The sequence below is a fragment of the Angustibacter sp. McL0619 genome (assembly GCF_049994355.1).
Lineage (GTDB): Bacteria > Actinomycetota > Actinomycetes > Actinomycetales > Angustibacteraceae > Angustibacter.
The window spans coordinates 1,443,997-1,464,589 of sequence record NZ_CP188257.1; the positions used below are offsets into that span (position 1 = coordinate 1,443,997).

General features: G+C 68.8%; 20 protein-coding genes. 12 read left to right on the forward strand and 8 right to left on the reverse strand.

Going from position 1 to position 20,593, the window contains the following annotated elements; all coding sequences use genetic code 11:
- Positions 1 to 14: 14 nt before the first annotated feature.
- From ACPPVT_RS06485 to ACPPVT_RS06510, 6 genes are all read right to left on the reverse strand, one after another.
- Positions 15 to 1,727, reverse strand: a complete 1,713-nt coding sequence (locus ACPPVT_RS06485; protein WP_426567075.1) for a thiamine pyrophosphate-dependent enzyme — start codon at positions 1,725 to 1,727, stop codon at positions 15 to 17.
- A gap of 59 nt (positions 1,728 to 1,786) precedes the next feature.
- Positions 1,787 to 3,379 (reverse strand): FMN-binding glutamate synthase family protein, encoded by a 1,593-nt coding sequence (locus tag ACPPVT_RS06490; RefSeq protein ID WP_426566198.1) that lies wholly within the window; start codon positions 3,377 to 3,379, stop codon positions 1,787 to 1,789.
- Between the two features lie 349 nt (positions 3,380 to 3,728).
- Positions 3,729 to 4,172 carry an SRPBCC family protein gene (locus tag ACPPVT_RS06495; RefSeq protein WP_426566199.1) on the reverse strand — a complete coding sequence of 148 codons (444 nt, stop codon included), beginning with the start codon at positions 4,170 to 4,172 and terminating at the stop codon, positions 3,729 to 3,731.
- An 81-nt stretch (positions 4,173 to 4,253) separates the two neighbouring features.
- Positions 4,254 to 4,598: a hypothetical protein gene (locus ACPPVT_RS06500; protein ID WP_426566200.1), complete on the reverse strand. Its 345-nt coding sequence runs from the start codon at positions 4,596 to 4,598 to the stop codon at positions 4,254 to 4,256.
- Between the two features lie 204 nt (positions 4,599 to 4,802).
- On the reverse strand, positions 4,803 to 4,994 hold the full coding sequence (locus tag ACPPVT_RS06505) for a hypothetical protein (RefSeq protein ID WP_426566201.1): 192 nt from the start codon (positions 4,992 to 4,994) through the stop codon (positions 4,803 to 4,805).
- A gap of 37 nt (positions 4,995 to 5,031) precedes the next feature.
- A complete protein-coding gene (locus ACPPVT_RS06510; protein WP_426566202.1) occupies positions 5,032 to 6,006 on the reverse strand; it encodes a hypothetical protein in 975 nt (324 codons plus the stop codon).
- A gap of 28 nt (positions 6,007 to 6,034) precedes the next feature.
- On the opposite strand from ACPPVT_RS06510, the gene ACPPVT_RS06515 reads away from it, so the two are divergent.
- From ACPPVT_RS06515 to ACPPVT_RS06565, 11 genes are all read left to right on the forward strand, one after another.
- Positions 6,035 to 6,358, forward strand: a complete 324-nt coding sequence (locus tag ACPPVT_RS06515) for a hypothetical protein (protein ID WP_426566203.1) — start codon at positions 6,035 to 6,037, stop codon at positions 6,356 to 6,358.
- A 422-nt stretch (positions 6,359 to 6,780) separates the two neighbouring features.
- Positions 6,781 to 7,080, forward strand: coding sequence for a hypothetical protein (locus tag ACPPVT_RS06520; protein WP_426566204.1), 300 nt, complete (start codon positions 6,781 to 6,783; stop codon positions 7,078 to 7,080).
- A 621-nt stretch (positions 7,081 to 7,701) separates the two neighbouring features.
- On the forward strand, positions 7,702 to 7,854 hold the full coding sequence (locus ACPPVT_RS06525) for a hypothetical protein (RefSeq protein ID WP_426566205.1): 153 nt from the start codon (positions 7,702 to 7,704) through the stop codon (positions 7,852 to 7,854).
- Positions 7,855 to 8,228: 374 nt separating this feature from the next.
- Positions 8,229 to 10,055, forward strand: a complete 1,827-nt coding sequence (locus tag ACPPVT_RS06530) for a GAF domain-containing protein (protein WP_426566206.1) — start codon at positions 8,229 to 8,231, stop codon at positions 10,053 to 10,055.
- 153 nt (positions 10,056 to 10,208) lie between these two features.
- Positions 10,209 to 10,679 (forward strand): hypothetical protein, encoded by a 471-nt coding sequence (locus ACPPVT_RS06535; RefSeq protein ID WP_426566207.1) that lies wholly within the window; start codon positions 10,209 to 10,211, stop codon positions 10,677 to 10,679.
- A gap of 11 nt (positions 10,680 to 10,690) precedes the next feature.
- Positions 10,691 to 11,605, forward strand: a complete 915-nt coding sequence (locus ACPPVT_RS06540; RefSeq protein WP_426566208.1) for a universal stress protein — start codon at positions 10,691 to 10,693, stop codon at positions 11,603 to 11,605.
- A gap of 18 nt (positions 11,606 to 11,623) precedes the next feature.
- Positions 11,624 to 11,923: a pyridoxamine 5'-phosphate oxidase family protein gene (locus ACPPVT_RS06545; protein ID WP_426566209.1), complete on the forward strand. Its 300-nt coding sequence runs from the start codon at positions 11,624 to 11,626 to the stop codon at positions 11,921 to 11,923.
- Positions 11,853 to 12,059: a hypothetical protein gene (locus ACPPVT_RS06550; RefSeq protein ID WP_426567251.1), complete on the forward strand. Its 207-nt coding sequence runs from the start codon at positions 11,853 to 11,855 to the stop codon at positions 12,057 to 12,059. The genes ACPPVT_RS06545 and ACPPVT_RS06550 overlap by 71 nt, the downstream gene beginning before the upstream one ends.
- A 339-nt stretch (positions 12,060 to 12,398) precedes the next feature.
- Complete coding sequence (locus tag ACPPVT_RS06555; RefSeq protein ID WP_426566210.1) at positions 12,399 to 13,262, forward strand: slipin family protein; 864 nt, start codon at positions 12,399 to 12,401, stop codon at positions 13,260 to 13,262.
- Between the two features lie 10 nt (positions 13,263 to 13,272).
- On the forward strand, positions 13,273 to 13,581 hold the full coding sequence (locus ACPPVT_RS06560) for a DUF1049 domain-containing protein (RefSeq protein ID WP_426566211.1): 309 nt from the start codon (positions 13,273 to 13,275) through the stop codon (positions 13,579 to 13,581).
- Between the two features lie 262 nt (positions 13,582 to 13,843).
- Positions 13,844 to 14,719, forward strand: a complete 876-nt coding sequence (locus ACPPVT_RS06565; RefSeq protein ID WP_426566212.1) for a universal stress protein — start codon at positions 13,844 to 13,846, stop codon at positions 14,717 to 14,719.
- A 183-nt stretch (positions 14,720 to 14,902) separates the two neighbouring features.
- Here the strand turns inward: ACPPVT_RS06565 and ACPPVT_RS06570 are convergent, their stop codons facing one another.
- Together ACPPVT_RS06570 and ACPPVT_RS06575 are read right to left on the reverse strand one after the other, a co-directional pair.
- Complete coding sequence (locus ACPPVT_RS06570; protein ID WP_426566213.1) at positions 14,903 to 15,313, reverse strand: hypothetical protein; 411 nt, start codon at positions 15,311 to 15,313, stop codon at positions 14,903 to 14,905.
- Between the two features lie 526 nt (positions 15,314 to 15,839).
- Positions 15,840 to 18,638 (reverse strand): BTAD domain-containing putative transcriptional regulator, encoded by a 2,799-nt coding sequence (locus ACPPVT_RS06575; RefSeq protein WP_426566214.1) that lies wholly within the window; start codon positions 18,636 to 18,638, stop codon positions 15,840 to 15,842.
- A 209-nt stretch (positions 18,639 to 18,847) separates the two neighbouring features.
- Here ACPPVT_RS06575 and ACPPVT_RS06580 point away from each other — a divergent pair, with 209 nt between their 5' ends.
- A complete protein-coding gene (locus ACPPVT_RS06580; protein WP_426566215.1) occupies positions 18,848 to 19,507 on the forward strand; it encodes a hypothetical protein in 660 nt (219 codons plus the stop codon).
- Positions 19,508 to 20,593: the final 1,086 nt, after the last annotated feature.

The window sequence follows — 20,593 nt, forward strand, 5'->3', positions numbered from 1 at the left end:
CCACGGAGTAGCGGTCAGTGGCCGTCTGGGCTGATCAGGGTTTCTTTGACTTTGGCGATGGCGAAGCCCCAGGCGTCGCTGACGTGGGTGTGCGGCGGCAGGGAGATCTCCTCTGGATTGGTCACGACGTCGAGAAGGGCCGGCCCGTCGTGCGCAAGCACGTCACGGACGGCGGCATCGACGTCCTCCGGTGCGGTGACTCTGACGCCGAGCAACCCGAGTGAGCGGGCGACCGCGGCCAGGTCGGGGTTGGCCAAGACGGTGCCGAACTCCGGGAGACCGACGACCTCCTGCTCAAGCTTGACCATGCCGAGGCGTCCGTTGTCGAAGACCACCAGCTTGACCGGCAGGTCGTACGAGGCCGCGGTGATCAGGTCGCCCAGCAGCATGGTCAGGCCGCCGTCCCCGCAGAACGCCACTACCTGTCGGCTCCGGTCCAAAGCTTGGGCGCCGAGGGCCTGCGGCATCGCGTTAGCCATCGAGCCGAGGTTGAACGAGCCGAGCAGGCGTCGTCCCTGCGTGATCTCGACGAACCGGGCCAGCCATACGGTGGACATCCCGGTATCCACGGTCAGCACCGCCTCCGGTGCGGCGTGACGGTGGACGGCGTCGGCGAGCTGCTCGGGGCGGATACGGTCGTCGCTGTTGTCCAGCCGCTCGCGGATACGACCGACGAGGCCGCGGTCGTGCTCGGGGTCCAGCAGTGCCCGTTGGCGGCCCTGCCAGTCCGTGAAGGACTCCCTGCAGCTGTCCAGATGCCCCCGGTCGGCCTTGGCCGACAGCATCGGCAGCAACGCTTCCACCGTCGCGGTGACGTCCCCGATCATGCCGAGGTCCACCGCGGTTCTTCGGCCTATGTGTGCACCTCGGACGTCGACCTGTATCACGGTCTTGCCCTGTGGGTACCACTCCCGATACGGGAAGTCGGTGCCGAGCATGAGCAGCAGGTCACCACTGTCGAGGGCCTCCCGGGCAGCGGGGTTCCCGATCAGCCCGCTCTGCCCGACCTGGTAGGGGTTGTCGTGCTCCAGGCCGTCTTTCGCCTTCAGTGTCAGCACCATCGGTGCGGACAGTCGTTCGGCCAGCGCCAGAACATGCCCTCGCGCGGCCCGCGCACCGACACCGACCAGCAGCGTGACCGTGGCGGCGGCGTCGATCAGCTCGGCTGCCCTGGCCAGCGTCGCGTCGTCCGGGCGCGATGGCGGGTGGGCCACGACGAACCTCGGCCGCTCCGCATGCTTCGGTAGGTCCTGGTCGCCGACATCGCCCGGCAGCGTCAGCACCGCGACGCCTTGCTCGTTCAGTGCGGCCTGCACGGCCTGCTCGAGTAGCGCAGGCGCCTGCTCCGGCGAGGTGATCGTACGCGTGAACACGGCGACGTCGCGGAAGAGCAGGTCGTTGTCGACCTCCTGGAAGAAGTCAGAGCCCAGCTCGGCCAGCGGCACTTGTCCGCAGATGGCGAGCACCGGAGCATGGGACTTCTTGGAGTCGTAGAGCCCATTGAGCAGATGCACTGATCCCGGTCCGACCGTCCCCATGCACACACCGAGGTTGCCGGTCAGCTGGGCCTGAGCGCCGGCCGCGAACGCCCCGACCTCTTCGTGCCGGACGCCGATCCAGCCGACCCCGTCCTGACGCCGGATGGCGTCGGTAACGGGGTTCAGCGCATCACCGACGACTCCCCAGACGGTCCTCACACCTTGTGCAGCGAGGGCTTCGACGATCATCTCGGCGACGGTGGTCACTCGTTCTCCTGTCAGAGGATCGGGCGGCGGGACGTTGGTACTCAGGTCTCGGTGCGCGAGAATGAGTCGGGCGAGGCTGCCGCCCAGTCATGGGCCCAACCCTTACGCGGCTCCGTCAGCAGCTCGCTGGGCTCGAGCCAGTCGAACAGATCGGCATAGGAGCGGGTGGTGGTGTGGTCGATCCGTCTCAGCAGCAGCCCCGGATGGAGCTGGCTCGGGTCGTCCAGACCGAGTGAGCCAATCATCTGCATCGCCTGCCGGACGGTGCCGTTCTGGAATCGCTGGACCCGCAATGACTTGTCCGCCACGTCCAACGCTCGGGCCCGCCGCTTATCCTGGGTGGTGACCCCGACCGGGCATGTGTTTGTGTGACACCGCTGGGCCTGGATGCACCCGATCGCCATCATCATCGCCCGGGCAGCGTTGGTGTAGTCCGCGCCCTGCGCGATGCGCTTGACGAGGTCGGTACCGGTGGCCACCTTTCCGCTGGCCCCGAGACGAATCCGGTCCCTGAGGCCGGTTCCGACCAGCGCGTTGTGCACCATGATCAGGCCCTCGGTGAGCGGGGTTCCGACGTGGTCCTCGTACTCCAAGGGTGCTGCCCCGGTGCCGCCCTCGGACCCGTCGACCAGGATGAAGTCGGGGGTGATGCCCTCGGCGACCATTGCCTTGCAGATCGCCAGCAACTCGTGCCGGCGGCCCACGCAGAGCTTGAACCCGGCCGGCTTGCCGCCCGCCAACTCACGCATCCTGGCGATGAAAAGCACCAGTTCGCGGGGAGTGCTGAAGACCCGGTGGTAGGGCGGGCTCACGCACTTCTCACCGGCCGGCACGCCCCGCGCCTTGGCGATCTCGGCGTTCACCTTGGCGGCGGGCAGCACTCCTCCGATCCCGGGCTTCGCGCCCTGGCTCAGCTTCAGGGAGACGAGCTTCACCTGGTCGTGTCCAGCCTTCTCCCGGAACATCGCGGGGTCGAACTCGCCATCCTTCGTCCTGGCCCCGAAGTAGCCGCTGCCCAGCTCCCAGACCAGGTCTCCGCCGTGTCGCAAGTGGTACTCCGTCAATCCACCCTCCCCGGTGTCGTGCGCGAAGCCACCCGCGGCCGCGCCCTTGTTCAATGCCAGGATCGCGTTGGCGGACAACGCACCGAAGCTCATCGCGGACACATTGAGCAGGGCCATGTCGTACGGCTGTGTGCAGTCCGGACCGCCCACACGCACCCGCGGAACCTCGTCCGGCGGATCCTTCGGTGCCGTGCTGTGCAGCAGGAACTCGTAGCCCACCTCGCCGACGTCTCGCTCGGTGCCGAACGCCTGCTCGCCGTGGATGCCCTTGGCTCGCTCGTAGATAACCGAGCGGACGTCCCGGTCGTAAGGTCGACCGTCGTAGTTACGTTCGATGAAGTACTGCTGGAGCTCAGGACGAAGTCCTTCCAGCAGATAGCGAAAGTGACCGACGACCGGATAGTTGCGCAGCACGGAGTGACGCCGCTGCAGTAGGTCGTAAAGACCCACCAGCAGCACCAGCGCCAGCACCACGGCCAGCACCCACCAACCTCGCGACCCGAGAACCGCGGCGAACAGTGCCAGCGTGGCGGCGCCAGCGAGAGCGGCGACTGCGAAGAATCGACCCACGTCGGCACGCTATGGCGGGAGCAGCGTCTTCGCAGGTCGAAATGCATTCAGCCAAAGGAGTGGCGATCGCCTGACACGGTCCACGAGAACCGGACTCAGCCTGATCTGCCCGACATCCAGGGACATCGCGTGCTCGCCTCATGACCACCCCTCGATCCTTGGCCTGTGGTGGCACCACGCGGCCCAAGAGTCGAGCGCTCGTGATGCGATCTTCGACGAGGGTCGACAACTCACGATCAGCGGCCAGATCCGGCCGAGTGGAGTCGCCCTCAACGCGGCTGCCCACCATGAGTCGTGTGACTCGCACATGACATGTGCGGGCCGGGCGTAGCGTTGCCTCCCCCGACTGTCAGGACGAGGCGCGGGGGCCCTTCTCGACGTAGCCCTTGAGTTGGTCGAGCATCGCCTGCCAGTTCGACGAGAACTGTGCCGCCTGCTCCTCCGAGTCGTTGCCATCCTGTTCGAGCGTGACGCGCGTGCGGTCGCCAGCATCCATGACTCGGTAGTCGAGGGTGTGATAGTTCTCCGGAGTGTCGGACTCCCCGGTCAGCGGGCTGAAGTGGGTCATGCGCAGCCGCTTCCCCTGCACAACCTCGAGGATCTCGCCTTTGTCCTGGTAAGGCTTGCCGTCGTACTCACCGGTCCACGTGATCGGGCTCCCTTCCTCCCAGTCGGTGTCGACCTTCGCACCGAACATGAAGCGCGAGATCGCCTCGGGGCTCGTCAGCGCTTCCCAAACTTGCTGGGCGGACGCGGAGATCTCCACCTCGGCATGGGCGATGTGCTCGGTCATGGCGATCCTTTCCCTCGAGGGCGCGCGCTCATTTTCGTACCCGGTGGCTACCCTTCCAATTCCATCGACGCGCGGCTTATGTCATGCCTTCCACATAAGGCTCTGCGCTTCTTCGGCGGTTCGCGCGCTGAGGCGCCGGCTGCGCTCGAGCGTTTCGTGGCCGTCAGCGAGCAGCCTGGCTGCGTTGATCAGGTTCGCGACCGAGGCGCCGTCGTTGTGCACAGCGCGCGGGGCCGGCGTCGGGCTGTGGCCCGGCTCTGCTGTTGCCATCGTGGTGGCGTCGCAGGCCGTCAGCGAAAGAGGTGCCCGGCCGACCACGACCCGGGCGTCCAGCGACAGGATGCGCAGCCCGAGCAACCGAGCGTGGACGACGGCCCGAACAACGATCTCGCCGTCGTCCTCGCGCTCACGTGGCTCGCGGGGCACGTGGCGCCCCATCCCGCGGAACGCCGTTTCGACGCCCGTAGTCTTCGAGACGAGCGGCGTACCCCTGGAGCCGCCCCTGGACCTCGGACCCCTCCAGCCCTTGTGCCGCCTGCCGTGCCAGCTGAAGAATCTGGTCGTAACGCTGACGACCGGCCTTGGTGCCCAGCAGATAGCCAGCGCCGAACGCGGTCAGCGTGACGATCTTCACTTGTTCGCCTGTTGGCGAGCCGAGGACACCGCGGCGCTGGCCGCCGTTGCGCTGACTGCGCCGGCCGCGACGCCGAGGCCGACCTTGGCTGCCCGCCTGATGCGTCGGTCCGCGGCGGTTGAAACTGCGGCCGCCGTAACCGCCTCGAGCATCAGGTCCCACTTGCTCTTACGCGTAAACAGTCCCATGAGTCGTCTCCGTCCCATTGGTAGTAGGTAGGCGGGCTTACCGCGATCTGGGCGACTGCAGCATCTCGACGAGCTCCTGCTTCGTCATGGCCTGACGTACTTCCAGACCCAAGTGCTCACCCGCAGTCAGCAGCGTGCGCTTGGTCATCGCCTCGAGCGGGACGCCCTTGGCGCCGAGCCGCTGGACGAGGACGGGCTTGGTCAAGTTCGTGCCGGCATCGACCTCAACGGTCCTGGCCAACTCGATCAGGTCCTGCTTCGGTAACGCAGATAGGACCTTCCGCCCGGCCGATCTCACCTGCGCTCGGTCCGACCCGCCGTTTCGGGTGACCCCGTTCGCCCTGGCTGGGCTGCGCCTGCCGTTGCTGGACGTCGCTGGCTCGGACATGTCTTGTATCTCAGCTGCTGCCCGGTCCGCCCTGTCTTTGGCCTGGTCAGCAGCTCGCGCGTGGCGTCTGGCTGCAGTGGCTGTCTGGCGGGCGTGTCCGGCCAGACGCTCGGCCTCACGGATGGCCTGCTCAGCTTCCTCCTGCGCGACGATCGCCGCCCGATTCGCCAGTTCCTGTGCCCTGGCCAAGGCGGCGTTCGCCTCTTCGATCGCCTCGGCGGCGCGGGCCTGCGCCTGCTCCGCCCTGTCCTCGGCCTCCTTGGTGCGAGAGGCGGCCTCCGACTCGACCTTCTGCACCGCCTTTCGCGCAGACTCCTCCTCGGACCCTCGCACGCTGTCGACGCGATGGTTGGCAGTCTCCCGCGCCTTGCGGACTCGCTCCTGCTGCTCCCGGACGACCTCGGCTACCTCGGCAGCCGTCTCCTGCTCGACCTGGGCGACACGAGCGCTGACCTGGCCGGTCGCGTCGTCGCGGGCCTGACGCACCGCGTCATCGGCCTCACGGGCGACTCGGGCGGCCTCATCCGCCTCATCCTTGGCCTGCTGCGCAAGCCGTACCGCGGTCGACTCGGCTTCGTTCGCGCGCTGGGCTGCCTCATCTGCCTGCCGGATCAAGTCCGTCACCGAGTCGCGATGACCCAGACCCGGCACAGTGTCGATCACCGAATCCCGAGCCGCACCGACCTTTCGGCGTGCGCCCTTCAAGCCGGATTCGGCGCCCGCGGCGGCGGAGGTCATCGTGTCCGAAACGCTGCCGGAAACCCCCGAGGCCGTGCTGGCGGTACCGGCAGCGACCGGCTTGAGGGCCTTGGCCAGCAGCCATGCGGTGTTGGCAGGCAGCTCTCGCAGGCCCGTCGTGGCTGCCCGGGAGATGCGGCGCGGCTTCTTGGTTTTCGCCATGATCACTCCAGATATGCACTCGGACTACGCGAAGCGCGGAATCTTCGGCCACCTGCTTGACCAGTGGGCGGGCTGACCACGACGGGCAGCTCGGCACCACACCAGGGTCAACATAGGCGCGGCCACGCGATCTCGCACTTTGGCAATCAATGAGGCCGTCGTCGCCGACAGCAGGCATGTTCGAGGGGGGACGACGCCCCCGAGCAGCTGCACGCACTGTGGGTCGACGCGGTCGATCGGACCAGGTCCGCGGCGAGCGCGACTCTGGCCGCGGGCGGTATGGATGCGGTGAACGTCTGCCGAACGGCCATGAGAAGAGCCTGCGCCGCGTGCTCGTCGACTGATCCAGGAGTACCCGACACACCGGCCAAGCTGACCTGATCCGCGAGTCGCTAGCCGGCCCAGTGGCGAGGACCTGCCAGGGCAGCCCCACCGGAACGAGCTCCCGGAGCATATCCTTGCCGAGCGGACGCGGCTGATCGTGCCCATGATGAGTGGATGGACGAGAACCAAAACACGGACCAGCGGCCGGACCAGGCCCGGCAGCCGGACCAAGACGAGCAACATGACCAGCAGCCCGACCAGGAGCCAGACCGGGGCCAAGTCCGGGACGCACGGTCCCGTGGCGAAACGCCAGAGGCACGCGCTAAGAGTGCCCACGAACGGACGCAGGCGTTGGCCGACGAGTTGGAGCAGGTGAAGGCCAGCGTGACCGACGGCCAAGACGATACAGACCGCCCTCAGCCTGTCGCCGAGGCGCAGGACGAGCGCGCCCGGACAGGCGACGAGGATAACTAGAACGACCGCGACGCACGACGACCACGACGACCGGAGCGCGCGAGACTTACGAGCATTCGAGTCTCGAGCTCGCGGCTGACCCTGACGAAAGCACAGGCATCTGAGGACTAGTAGACCGGTTTGCGCGCCCCGGTCTGGCCCGAGCGGCAGGGGTCTGAGCCCGATCGGTCAACGAGCAGCTGCCAGGCTGGCTGGCGTCCAGGCTGGCTGACGTCGAGGCATTCCCCCTTGCTGCTGAAGCGGTGGCCGCCAGAGCTGTTGGCACTACGACGCTGAACGCCGACACCTCCTAGACATGCGCCTGCGCGGTCGAGGAACGAAGCCCCCACTGCGAGAAGCGGTACGAGTTCCTCACCGCAGCCGCGGTCCGAGACGCCCGCCCTGCGGTGAGTGTCCAGCCCACCGCTCGCAGTTGGCCGAGCTCGTCGCGGCTGCGGGCCGCCAGCGGGCCCCGCCCCGGGGGCCGTCAATGCCGTTGCGGGTTGCCGAACGGACCCTGGCACGGCACGTCAAGAACATTCGCTGAGAGCGCCCTGAGACCTTCGAGATGCGGGGGAGCCCGCGCCGGGCTACATCTTGGGCACCGTGGGTCCCTGCCCACTCCAGTATCGGGAGGTTCACATGCCGTTTTGGCTCATCCTCATCGTCGTCGGCGTGATTCTGGCCATCATCGGTTTCGCTGGTGTCGGCAACATCCTCATTTGGATTGGCGTCATCATCTTGGTCGTCGGCTTGGTCATGACTCTGCTCAGCCGTCGTGGCGGCAGGGTGTAGCAACCCCGTACTCACGCCGACCGGACGGAGCCACGGAACCGTTGGCGTTGAACAGCATTGGGCTGCTCCGCCCGTTTCGCCGAGCTGGCACCGGATGGAACCAGTGGGACCCGGCTTTGCCGCGAACCACCCGGCTCGGCCTTTGAAGGAGGCCCGCGCCGCGTGACTGAGCCGACGGAGCGGAACTGCCAGCCATGCGCAGCGGGCCAGCCATGACGCGCACAGGACGAGCAGGGTTGCGGTTCGGGCCTGTCTGGGCCAGTTCCAGGATCTGTCGGGCCGCGACGGTGCCCGTGATGGCGGCATCCGCATGAGGACCGTTGGCGCGACGCACGCTTCGTCGGGATCTGGGCAGTCTCGGCGAAGCTGAAGGGGTGCCTGCCGCGCCGTGCTGGGTGAGCGTGCTCGTTGTCGCCGTCGCGATCACGACCACCTCGACCTGTGCTGCCCTCGGCCATACTGGCTGGGTGGACGAACCGCCAGGATCCGCTGGACAGGAACCACCGACGTGGCCCCACCTCGGCGCGCTCGAGCTCGAGGACATCCTCGGCGAGCTGCGCAGCCGGGCGCGTCTGGCGCAGGACGCCCAGCGCAGGATGACTGGTCTGCTGGACGCCGTGGTCGCGGTCAGCTCGGACCTCGACCTGTCACTCGTCCTGTCGCGGATCGTGCACTCGGCGTGCGAGCTCGTCGATGCGACCTACGGTGCGCTCGGTGTCCTCGCGCCGCACGGGGAGCGGCTCGTCGAGTTCGTGACGCAGGGCATCAGCGAGGACGACCGCCGCAAGATCGGTGACCCACCACACGGCCGGGGCGTGCTGGGGTTGCTGATCCGCGATCCCAGACCGCGTCGGATGCGGGACATCGCAGCGCACCCGGACTCGTACGGGTTTCCGCCGAACCACCCGCCCATGAGCAGCTTCCTCGGCACACCCGTAACCATCCGCGGACAGGTATTCGGAAACTTGTACATGTCGGAGAAGCGCGGGGCGCCGGAGTTCACGAAGGACGACGAGGCGATCCTCGTGGCCCTGGCGGCTGCTGCAGGAGTGGCGATCGACAATGCGCGGCTCTATGACCGGTCCCAACGCGAGGGGCAGCTCTCGGACGCCGTCGGGGAGATGACCCAGCACCTGCTCGAAGATGGGGACGCGGAGGCGGCGCTACGGATCATGGCGACGCGCAGCCGGGCGCTGACGGACGCGGACTTCTCGGTGGTCGCCCTCTACGACGACCAACGTCGGCTCTTGGTCCGCGCTACCAGCGATGAGCGGCCGCACCACGCGGTGGGCCAGCCGCTGGACGCCGGTCGCTGGGAGGACATCGTCGGCGAGCGTGAACCGCTGCTTCTGCTCACCCACGGCGACGAGACACCGGCCCCGGAGGCCCGGACGGTCCGGCAGCTCGGGGCGGTGGCCGACCAGGGGCCGACCGCGCTCGTCGCCATCGCGGTGGGCGATGCCGAGCTGGGGCTGCTGGGCGTAGCGTGGCGAACGGACGCCGACAGCGTGGCGGCCGAGTCGGTGGCTCCGTTGCGTGAGTTCGGCCGGACGGCGGCACTGGCCCTCGAGGCGGCCTCGGCACGACGGCATCGGGTCAGCATGGAGCTGCTGGAGGACCGTGACCGCATCGCGCGGGACATGCACGACCACGTGATCCAGCGGCTCTTCGCGACTGGCCTGTCATTGCAGTCGGCATCGCGGATGACCGAAGACGTCGGTCTCGGCAAGCGCCTGGACGACGCCGTGGACGAGCTGGACAGCGCGATCAAGGACATCCGACAGGCGATCTTCGCGCTGCACCGGCCGCTAGGCGGACCGGGCATCCGCGCCGAGCTGGCCGAGCTCATCGAGCAGGCTGCGGCAGGCTTGGAGTTTGGGCCCGAACTGGACGTCGTCGGCGTTCTGGATGAGTTGCCGGAGCTTCTTGAGGCGGAGATGCTCGCCGTCGTGCGCGAGGGGTTGGCCAACGTGGTCCGACACGCGCAAGCCAGCTGGTGCGCCGTGCATGTGGGGGTGCTCGAGCGGCTGCTCGTGCGGATCGAGGACGACGGACTTGGGGTGCAGCCGGATGTCCAGCGCAGCGGTCTGGCGAACCTCGTGCGACGGGCCGAGCGGCTCGGCGGCACGCTTCGGGTGGAATCGCGCGAGCCGAGTGGCTGCAAGGTCACCTGGGAGGTGCCGCTCGCGTCGACAGACTGAGGCGGTCAACGACTGCGGCCCAACTTCGCCTGTGTGGCACCGAACACCCCGCTTGCGCCGGCAGCGATGGCGCTGACGAGCCTCCTCGGACTGGCCTGAGGGGCGGGACGTTCGGCCCTGTGCACGGTGGCTGAGCAGGACGAGGCTCGGGGCATGACCACGGTCAAGAACGCGGAACTCTCTGCGGTTGCGTCATCGTCCGTCCGCCGGTTAGGCCCGGACGTCGTCGCCGGCCTCGTGCGCGACGGCAACGCGTACCACGTGGCGAGGGCAGCCGTCCGCGAGGCGGCGCACCGCTCCAGCCGGGTGCGGTTCATCCAGGTCGCCCCACCTGGGTTGAGCGTGGAGGAGCGCGCGAGCGTCGACGGCGCCACGTTCCGGTCGGCGCTGCGAGCCTTGCACGGTCTGCATCCCGTGCCCTGCACGTTCGAGGTGCTGCACGGCGACCCTGGGCAGGTCCTGGTCCGGCACAGTATGGACGCGGCTCTGCTCGTTGTGGGTCGCGATCTGCGCCCCGAGCACGAAGACCAAGTCGATGGGCACGACGTCGCCCGGCAGTGCCAGGAGAATGCAGGCTGCGACGTCCTCATCGTCTTCGGTGACGGGTCCGCGACCACAGAATGAGAGGTACGACCGTGATCATCGAAACCCCTGCCCGCCCCGTGGTCGTCGGCGTCGACGGCTCGACCGCGTCCAGCGCGGCCGTGACCTGGGCGTGCGCCGCAGCGGCAAGCCTGAACCGTCCCCTGCACGTCGTGCACGCCTTCGTGGTGGGCGCGACGTACCCCGGTGTTGGCGGCCTCGGCCCGCTGTCGGTTGCCGACCGGCGCGACCTTGAGGCAATCGCCGCGGCGACCCTCGAGGAGGCCGTCGGCAGCGCCCGTGCACGGGCACCAGCCCTGACCATCTCCAGCGATGCGGTCTCCGGCAGCGCGGGAAAGGTGCTCGTCGACGCCTCCGAGACTGCGCACATCGTTGTCGTCGGCGCCCGCGGGCTCGGGTCGGTGATGGGACTGTTGCTCGGGTCCGTGTCGACGTGGACGGCGATGCATGCCGAATGCCCGGTCGTCGTTGTCAAGGGCAGCAAGGACGGCCAGGACCGCGCGGCCCCGTTGCACCGCGGGGGTGTCGTCGTCGGCATCGACGGATCCGCCAACAGCCAGCTCTGCCTGGACTACGCCTTCGAGCACGCCGCCGCCGTAGGCGTCCCGCTGGACGTCTTGCACGCCTGGTCGCTCGAGCGGCCCGCGTACTCAGCCCGGCCGGGGGCGGCCTTCGCTGCGGTGGAGGCCACCGAGCAGCGGCACCAGCTGCTACTCAGCGAGGCGCTGGCCGGCTGGACGGAGAAGTATCCGGACGTCGTCCTTCGGACCTCACTCGTGCACGGCCTAGCGGTGCCGGCGCTGCTGGAGCGCGCCGAGGACGCCGAGCTGTTGGTGGTGGGGTCGCGTGGCCGCGGCGGCGTCGCCAACCTCGTGCTCGACTCCGTCAGCCACACCGTGCTGCAGCGTGCCGCCAGCCCGGTCGCGGTCGTGCGGGGCCGGCGATGAGCGCGCGAGCCGGCCTCGGTGCTCTCCGCGAGCCAGGCGTGGCAGTTGCTCCGCGGCGCTCCATTCGGACGGCTGGCCGTCGTCCTGGACGCGTGCCCCGACATCTTCCCGGTCAACCACGTCGTCGACCACGGCTCGGTGGTGTTCCGCACCGAAGTCGGCGCCAAGCTGATCGGATCCGACGGGCAGCAGGTGGCCTACGAGGCCGACGGCTTCGACGTCCACGCCCAAACAGGCCTGGAGCGTCGTGGTCAAGGGCCGCGCACGTCAGCTGCGTCAGCTGCACGAGGTCGTCCACTCGTTCGGCCTTCCCCTTGAGTCGTGGCAGGCCGGGCCCAAGCCACGCTACGTTCGGATCGAGGTCGAGCAGATCACCGGACGGCGGCTCGCGTCCGCCGGCCCGGACACCGTCGTCGACGTGCGGTCGGCCCTTCAGTGCGCCGACTTGGAGTAGGCAAGCGGCTCCTGCCTGGCCGTTCACCTGAGCCAGCGGTGATGCCGGATGATTGTCAGCCGCTCCCACCAGCGACCAAGCCGCAGAGTTCGACCCGCGCCCGGCGAGGAACAGCGCCACGAGCGTGAGGGCGGAGATGATGTGCTCGTCCCTGAACGGGTTGTTCGCCGGAGGCACGCGCTCCACACCAGCACCAGCACGGTGACGCGGCGATGACGTGCCGAGCTTGGGGAACCTGAAGCTGGGATGACCGCCGTTGATCCAGGCAGCCGTGCTCGCCGCTGCTCGGGGGACCTTCGGCCCTGATAGGGCCGACCGAGCCGGCGCACGCTTGGTCGTATGAGCACCGCTCTGATCGTGATCCTCGTCCTGTTGGCCCTCTTGCTCGTCCTGGGGCTCGTCATGGCCCTGAAGATCGTCAAGCAGTACGAGCAGGGGGTGCTCTTCCGGCTCGGCCAGGTGCGCGGTGAGCGGGGGCCAGGGCTGCACGTGGTGATCCCGTTCGTCGACGTCCTGCACCGGGTGTCGCTTCGGATCGTGACGATGCCGATCCAGTCCCAGGGAATCATCACGCGCGACAACGTGAGCGTCGACGTGTCAGCGGTCGCCTACTTCAGGGTCGTCGACCCAGTGAAGTCGGTCGTCGCCATCGAGAACGTCTACGCAGCCATTGATCAGATCGCCCAGACCACGCTGCGCAAGGTCGTCGGTCAGCACACGCTCGATCAAACCCTGTCCGAGACGGACAAGATCAACCTGGACATCCGGGCCATCCTCGACGTCACCACCGTCGACTGGGGCGTCGAGGTGACCTTGGTGGAACTCAAGGACATCCAGCTACCAGAGACCATGAAGCGTGCCATGGCCCGCCAGGCCGAGGCGGAGCGAGAGAAGCGCGCCAAGATCATCAACGCCGAGGGCGAGTCGCTGGCGGCAGCTGCGCTCGGTGAGGCCTCCGACACGATGATGGCGCATCCCCTCGCGCTTCAGCTGCGCAATCTGCAGAGCTTGGTCGAGCTCGGCGTCGACAAGAACACGACGGTCGTCTTTCCTGCGCCACTGATGAGCACCATCGCCGAGCTCGGCGCGTTCCTGGCCCGCGAGGCCGCGGCCGCAGCCGGCCCACCGGCTCCCGCGCGGACTCTGCCGAGTCCGCCGCTCATCCCGGTCGCCACCAACGGCGCCGTACCGGCCTCGGTCTGAGGAGAGCGCCATGACGACGTCAGCAGCGCAGAACGACCCAGTCGCCGATGCGTCTGGTGACGACGGGCCGGCACCCGGAGGTGGCCTAACGAAGGTCAGCGCCGTGTGGGTGGCTGTCGGCGTCGGGCTGCTCTGCCTCGTCCTGTTGCTGGTGTTCGTCCTACAGAACCTGCAACGAAGCCAGGTGCATTTCCTGGGCCTCAACGAATCGCTGCCGCTCGGTCTGGCGCTGCTTGTCGCGGCCACCGCGGGTGGTGTGGTCGTCGGGGTCGCCGGTGTGGCTCGCGTCGTGCAGCTGCGCCATGCCGCTCACCGGTAGCGCACGGTCGGCTCAGAGAAAGCGCTACGCGCTGCCCGGCAGCGGTGCGAGCACCCCCCGTCCGCTCGATGTCTGCGGGGGGCACGGCGAGGTCGATCGCGAACGTGCCACGCAGCAACGCGCTGTGTACCTGGGCTGATTCCGTTCGTCCGCGCCAGGGAGGAGGGCCTGGCCGTGACAACTCTTCCATCTCCTCATCCACAGGCCTTGCAACGGGACCAACGGCCTTGTCTAGATCCTTCGGAGTTGGCACGATCCGCACATGGACACCACGACGCTCGTGCCCGAATCAGTGGACGGCCACGTCATTCTCGCTTTCGACGGGTCGCCGGATTCCGAACGAGCTGTCCGGTGGGCGGTGGAGATCGCGCAGGACCTGAAGTGCCCGCTCACCGTGGTCACCGCGCGAGACCTATCGCGTCAGTGGCCGGCGATGGTCGGTGGGTCGCAGGAGTGGGACGACGTCGCAAGCGAACGACTGGGCCGTGCGACCGCGCAGGTGGGGCAGCATGGGGGACTCGCACCCCAGGTCATTGCGACGAAGCAACCACCGGTGCAGGCCCTGCGGGACCTCAGCACCACCGCACGGATGGTAGTGCTCGGCGCGCGGGGACACACCCGAGTCGGAGGCACGCTGGTGGGCTCGGTCAGCCAGCACCTGGTCCAGCACGCCTCCTGCTCCGTTGCGGTGGTCCGAGAGCCGGCGAGCACGCAGTCACGCGACGTCGTGGTCGGTGTCGATGGCAGCGAGGAGAACCAGGCCGCAGTCAAACTCGCCTTCGAGGTTGCGGCCGCTCGGGGCGTCGGCGTGGTTGCAGTGTTCGGCTGGCATCCCGACTCTGGCGAGCGTCCGATCGGCCGGTTGCCTTTGTCAGGCGATGTCGTCGACCACGTGCACGCTGGAGAGCAGCTTGTGGAAGCGGCCGTCGAGCCCTGGCAGAGACGCTACCCGGGGGTCGAGGTGCTCGTGGAAGCCGTCCCCATCCATCCGAGCCGACTGCTGAGCGATGCGTCGGCGCATCGCGGTCTGGTCGTCGTCGGTTCCCGGGGACGGGGTGCCTTCACCGGCATGCTTCTCGGCTCCGTGAGCCAGTCGGTACTCGCTCACGCGCACAGCCCAGTGATCGTGGCCCGTTAATTCAGTCGAACGCAGCTTCGCCTCACGACGGCGTCCGGTCAGGTCGAAGGTCCTGACGTGCGCCAGACATGGTCGACGAACGCCAGCGCGCCAGCACAGTCGAGAGTTCGGCGAGGACTCTGCCCGAGATCGCCGGCTGGACGTGGCCGCACAGCTGAGTTCCCGCCGGCAGGCCTGCTCCGGTCACGGCCGCAAGCGGAGCGGGTGGCGACTCGTGTGCGTTTCGTGGACGCGATCGAGTTCGGTCATTACGCGCACCCGGTCTCCATCGTGCACCACATGGGCGACCCCGTCGTGATCGGCGCCTTCCAGTCGCAGTCGGATGGGATGGGGTTCCTCGAAGTTGCGCCACCAGGTCTTGCTCTCGGCCATGCCGACCTCGATTCGCACGGTCCGCCCCTCGGCGACGTACAACGCGACGAGCTGGTGCGGCTGGCCGGTCCGGCGCCCCAGATACTCGACAACCGCGAACCGGCGCCCAAGGCGTTCGCCGGCCGAGCTGTGCAGCAACGGGATGAGGAACCGGTTGGCCACGCCGTTCATCACGGCGACGGCGTTGGCTACGGAGAACGTTCGTACGCGGACCGATGTCATGGGTCCAAGCGTCCTTCGTGCTCCGCTGTCGGGGCAGAGTCGAACGTCCCGGGACCTGCTGGGTCGACGCGGGAGAAGACCAGAACGACGTGTGGCCGAGGGTCGCCGGTGATCGAGTTAGGTTAGGTGCGTCTCGTCCATCACCGACGTTGCCCCGGGCGAGCCGCGCCTGGCGTCCCCCATGGCATGCAAGCCAGCGATCCAGTCGGTGTGCCGCCATATGCCCACCTGTTGCTCACCACGCCTACCACCACTGATGCCCGGTCGGCGTCAGCATCGTGACGTCCCGCCAGGTGAGCATTCGCGTCGATCTCGCCCAACAGGTTGTCCCGTCACTGGCCGGCCTGGACGCGCGCATCGCAGCACGGACGCTCTCGAATCCGTCGTCGCGCATCTCTGCCCCCAGCACTGGAAACGAGCCGCTACGGCTGCGTCATGCTGTGGCCCGTCCGGGGAATAGGGGAGTCGATCGGGCGAGGTGAGCGGCTGTGGTGTCCGAGCCCGGCTTCGCGGGACGACGCCCCTCTTAGGAGTGGTACGCCTCCCCGAGCGCCGTCTCGATACCCAGTCGCAGACCCGCCGCATAGGCGGCGTCCCAGTCGACCCCGGACAGAGCGGCCCGGGCCATGGCGAAGGGCTGCCGGATCTCCTCCTCCTGCTGCGGCAGGCGGGGCATCTGCACCCTGGACCGAAGGGCGTCGGCCGCGCCGAGCAGCCGGACGGCCCCCGCGTGGTCGCCGAGCTCGGCCAGCAGCGCCGCATAGTCCTCGGCGAGCACGATGAGCAGGTCCGGGTTGGCGAGCCGGATGACCGGCGTGAATTGCTCGCGCATCCGCGTTCGCGCCTCGGCCAGGTGGCCCATCAACCGCAGGGTGCAGGCGAAGTTGTGACGAGCGTACAGGGTCTTGCGCTCGTCCCCGATCGCCACACTGATCTGCAGCGCCGCGTCCTGCAGCTGAAGCGACCGCTCGTACCGGCCCTCGCCCATCTCCATGTACGCGAGCCCCACCAGCGCCTCAGCCAGCCGTTGCTGGTGCTCGGCCTCGGAGCTCGCCAGCGTGATGACCTCATCGAAGACGGCCCGGGCCACGTCGGGGCTGCCGGCGATGTGCTCGCTGCGCCCCAGCATGATCAGCGCACCGATGAGGCCGGCGAGGTCACCGAGCCGGCGACCCATCCCCACGGCGCGGGCGGCAGTGTCCCGGCTCATCGTGAAGTCGCGCTGCAGGATCGCGAGCTCGGCGTACACGCACAGGCACTGCAGGAGGGCGACGCTGTCCTCGTCGGGCGAGCGGTCGATCGCCCGCTGCGCCCACACGCGGCCCTCGACGAGGGCGCCCCCGTCGGTCCACATCCGCCAGAGGTCGGCGCAGAGGACCTGGCCTGCGCGCACCCGGGCGGGGGCCGGGGACGGACCGGAACCACTGCCCAACAACGACTCCAGGACGGACCGGACGTTGTCGTGCTCAACCTCGAAGAGACGGCGCGCCGCAACGACGCTGTCACCGCTCCCGGCCATCAGGTCGGACGCCGCATGAAAGACGGCTGCGCAGTGCTGGGCGAACAGCAATTCGACGGACTCCGCCTCCCCCTGGCTGCGCAGCTGCTCGCGGGCGAAGTCCCCGATGGTCTGCAGGGTGGTGATCCGGGGCTCACCGTCCGAGCCCTCCGTGACGCTGATCAGGCTCGCGTCGAGGAGGTCCGCGACCACGTCGAACGCCTCCGCCTCCCCCCGGCAGCCCTCGGTGACGGCCTCGACGGCGGCGAGGTCGGCGCCGCCGACGAAGACGCCCAGCCGCCGGAAGACGCGCTGCTGCACCGGGCTCAGCAGGTCGTAGCTCCAGGCGATCGTCGCGCGCAGCGTCTGCTGCCGGCGCGGACGGTCCACCCCGACGTCATGCAGCCCCAGGACGTGGTCCAGCCGCTTGACCATCGCCGCGGGCGACAGCAGCTTCGAGCGGGCCGCCGCCAGCTCGATCGCCAGCGGCAGTCCGTCCAACCGGTGGCAGAGGTGGACGACGTCGGCGACGTTGGCGTTGTCCAGGACGAAGGTGGACCGCACCCGACGGGCCTGGTGCACGAACAGGGACACGGCGGCCGACCCCTCGGCCTCGCCGAGCGTGGCCTGTCGCGGTAGCTCCAGCGGTGGGACCGCGTGCTCATGCTCCGCCGCCAGGTGCAGGGGACGCCGAGAGGTGGCGACAACCGTGATGTCGGGGGCGGCCCGCAGCAGCTGCGAGACCACGGTGTGGGCGTCGGCGAGCTGCTCCAGGTTGTCGAGCACCAGCAGCAGCGACCGGCTCGCGAGGTGGCCAAGCAGCCCGGTGACCGTCCGGTCGCTGGTGGGGACGTCCAGGGACTCCGCGATGGAGGTCCACATCGCCCCCGGCTCGGTGACTGCAGCCAGGGTGACGAGGAAGGCGCCGTCCGGGTAGGCCGCTGCGGACTCGCTGGCCAGGCCGACCGCGAGCCGCGTCTTGCCTGCCCCTCCTGGCCCGGTCAACGTCACGAGGCGGACGCCCGGTGCCCTCAGCAGCGCGACCAGCTCGGCCAGCTCACCCTCGCGTCCGATCAGGGGCGTGGGCGGTTCGGGCAGCCGCGACGTGGCTCGCACCGCAGGCGCAGCCCCAGGCTGCCCCGGCTCCGGAGCCACGTCCCCTCGTAGCAGCTGCTCCTGGAGGATCGACAGCTCCGACCCCGGGTCGAGCCCCAGTTCCTCCCGCAAGCCGTGCGCGGCCCGCTCGTACGCGGCCAGCGCGTCGGCCGTCCTGCCGCTGTGGTGCAGTGCGGTCACCAGCTTGCACCACCAGCCCTCGTGGAAGGGCTGCTCGGTCAGCACCGACTCCGCCAGCCGGACCACGTCCGCATGTCGCCCCGCTGCCGCCAGCGTCACCGCCGTCAGCTCGGTCAGGTCCAGACGCAGCTGACCCAGCCGGCCTGCCTCCAGGACGGCGAACGGCGCGCGCGCCACACTCGTCAGCGCCGGTCCCGACCACAGTGCCAAGGCTTGCGCGGCCAGCGCCTGCGCGGCGTCGACCTGTCCGCTGGCCAGGCAGCTCCGGGCGTTGGTGAGCAGGCGCTCCGCCACCAGGGCGTCGACTCTCTCCGGCGCGAGGCGCAGGACGTAGCCGGAGGAGGTCCCCTCGACGACTGCTCCCGGCGCCAGCCCGGCCGCGGCCAGCGCCTTGCGCAGGCTTGAGATGTGCACCTGCAGTGCGTTGCGGGCTGTCAGTGGAGCGTCCTCACCCCAGACGCCGTCGATGAGCTGCTCGGTCGTGACCAACGACCCGGCGCGCAGAGCGAGCATGGCTAGCACTGCGCACACCCGCCCACCGCCGGGGGACACAGGACCGGCCGCCCTGTCGATCACCCGCACAGGACCGAGCAGTAGCACCCCGATGGCCGGGGGCTGAGCAGAGGGCACGGCTCATGGTATGGGCCGACCGCGGGCTTCAGCGGGCCTTCAGCGCGACATCAGCGCGAGCGCGCAGTCTCTGACCTGTCGCAGATCCACCTTCCAGCCCAGGAGTCGACATGCACACCACGACCAGCACCCTCAGCCCGACCACCACCCCCATCACCACCCCCGACGAGGACGGCGCGACAGCGGCCCTCCCGAAGCCGCACCCCCAGGGCCGTCGCCTCCGGCGGGCCGTGGTCGGGGGGCTCGCGGCGGCGATCGCTGCTGGCCTCCTCAGCATCGGCGCGGCTGCGCCGGCGAACGCGACCGGCACGACGGGGGCGTACACCCAGACTGTCTGCGGCTGGTACATCCAGCCTGGCGCCCCCAGTAGCTTCGTGGACTCCAAGATCACCAAGGGCACCCTCCCCTGGGTCTCGGGCACCTCGACGGCCAACCAGCTGGTCTGGGTGCAGATCCGGTTCTGGCACCCGGGCGGAGCGGCTGGCTGGTACGTCTACCGCACCGCCTGGTACTACACCTACGCGCGGGCCGGTGTCTGGACCAAGACCTGGACCAACAACGCGAACGGTTGGAAGAACCAGACGCTGGCCCAGGACGAGGCCCCGGAGAGCGGCTACACCGGTGGCGAGTTCACCAGCCTGGACACCCGCTACAGCGCGACGATCTCCTGGATGACCGGGAGCACCGTAACCGGCACCGTGTCCAACTACGCCACCGCTCCCTACAACTCCAACAACATGCTGGTCTGCAATGGGGGCGCGAACCACTGAACAGCAACCGGAGTGGCGGACAGGCTTGGCTTCGCACGGGCCAGCCACCGAGTGGAGGCGAAAGAGGCACCGGACCGTGGCCCGGTGCCTCTTTCGTGGCGTCACCACAGCCACCCATCCGTCAGCTGGGTTCGTGAGCCACCCGGGTTGTAGGTCCCGTCGTGCAGCATCACCATGGCGGGGTCGGCCCTTGGCCTCCGGCGCCGCCATCCCAGGTCTGGTCATGGACCTTCACCTAACGGCAGGCGAACCCCGCCGCGGACCACCGTCACGACGATCGACAGGTGTTTGGCTGGCGGCCCTGGCCACTGAGCCGCCCCGCCGTCAGATCAGCAGGGTCTCGACTCGACTGTGGGGTACGAATCCGTCGGGGCGCGCAGCGGGTCCTTGGACAGGATCAGACCGATGTCCTGGACACCGAAGTACGGGTCCAGGTAGTGCTCGGCCAGAGCCTTGTACCCGGCGATCGTTTTGGCCTCGGAGACTCGTGAGGTTGGCCAGGTAGTTCTGGCGCAGCACGGCGAAGGTCACGCCGGTCGGCTGGCCGGGCCGGGTCTGCTCTCGACCTTCGCTCTCACCGACGTCCGAGACGGGCCCAGAGGCCTGGGCCCGCTGGGCCGGGCCGCAGTTGGAGTTCTCCGACGACGATCTGACGAGCCGTCTCCAGTCCGACGAGCTCGGCAAGAGCGCGGAAGTCGTGCGCTGGGTCGGGCGCGTCGAACGGCAGGTAGGACTTGCGGCCGTGGCGTACGCCCCCAGAGCGGCCTCAAGGAGGCGTTGGGGGCAAATGAAGGGCACTACTCGTATTCCCCGGCCCTGACCTGGGGTGAGTGACGGGACTCGAACATAGGACGCCAGGCTGCCCCTCGTCGGTCTGACCAGGGGTTTCGACCATACCGGCTCAGGTAGACACGAACTGATCGTCGCTGAGCGTCCGTGGACGTCGGTCAGCGTCCCTGAGCGTCTGGTCTGCCCCCCAGATCGCCCCCCGAGCCGCCCAGACAACAGTCGTCGCTCCCGCCCCGTGGCGCTACGGACGGCGACGTCGTGCGATCTGAGGTGCCGAAGGGGAGACCGGTTCCGCGG

Bases quoted from the DNA above. Each gene is read 5' to 3' on its own strand.
- ACPPVT_RS06485 (WP_426567075.1), bottom strand. From the start codon at position 1,727: ATGATCGTCGAAGCCCTCGCTGCACAAGGTGTGAGGACCGTCTGGGGA.
- ACPPVT_RS06565 (WP_426566212.1), top strand. From the start codon at position 13,844: ATGGACACCACGACGCTCGTGCCCGAATCAGTGGACGGCCACGTCATT.
- ACPPVT_RS06525 (WP_426566205.1), top strand. From the start codon at position 7,702: ATGCCGTTTTGGCTCATCCTCATCGTCGTCGGCGTGATTCTGGCCATC.
- ACPPVT_RS06495 (WP_426566199.1), bottom strand. From the start codon at position 4,172: ATGACCGAGCACATCGCCCATGCCGAGGTGGAGATCTCCGCGTCCGCC.
- ACPPVT_RS06505 (WP_426566201.1), bottom strand. From the start codon at position 4,994: ATGGGACTGTTTACGCGTAAGAGCAAGTGGGACCTGATGCTCGAGGCG.
- ACPPVT_RS06570 (WP_426566213.1), bottom strand. From the start codon at position 15,313: ATGACATCGGTCCGCGTACGAACGTTCTCCGTAGCCAACGCCGTCGCC.
- ACPPVT_RS06520 (WP_426566204.1), top strand. From the start codon at position 6,781: ATGGACGAGAACCAAAACACGGACCAGCGGCCGGACCAGGCCCGGCAG.
- ACPPVT_RS06535 (WP_426566207.1), top strand. From the start codon at position 10,209: ATGACCACGGTCAAGAACGCGGAACTCTCTGCGGTTGCGTCATCGTCC.
- ACPPVT_RS06580 (WP_426566215.1), top strand. From the start codon at position 18,848: ATGCACACCACGACCAGCACCCTCAGCCCGACCACCACCCCCATCACC.
- ACPPVT_RS06555 (WP_426566210.1), top strand. From the start codon at position 12,399: ATGAGCACCGCTCTGATCGTGATCCTCGTCCTGTTGGCCCTCTTGCTC.
- ACPPVT_RS06560 (WP_426566211.1), top strand. From the start codon at position 13,273: ATGACGACGTCAGCAGCGCAGAACGACCCAGTCGCCGATGCGTCTGGT.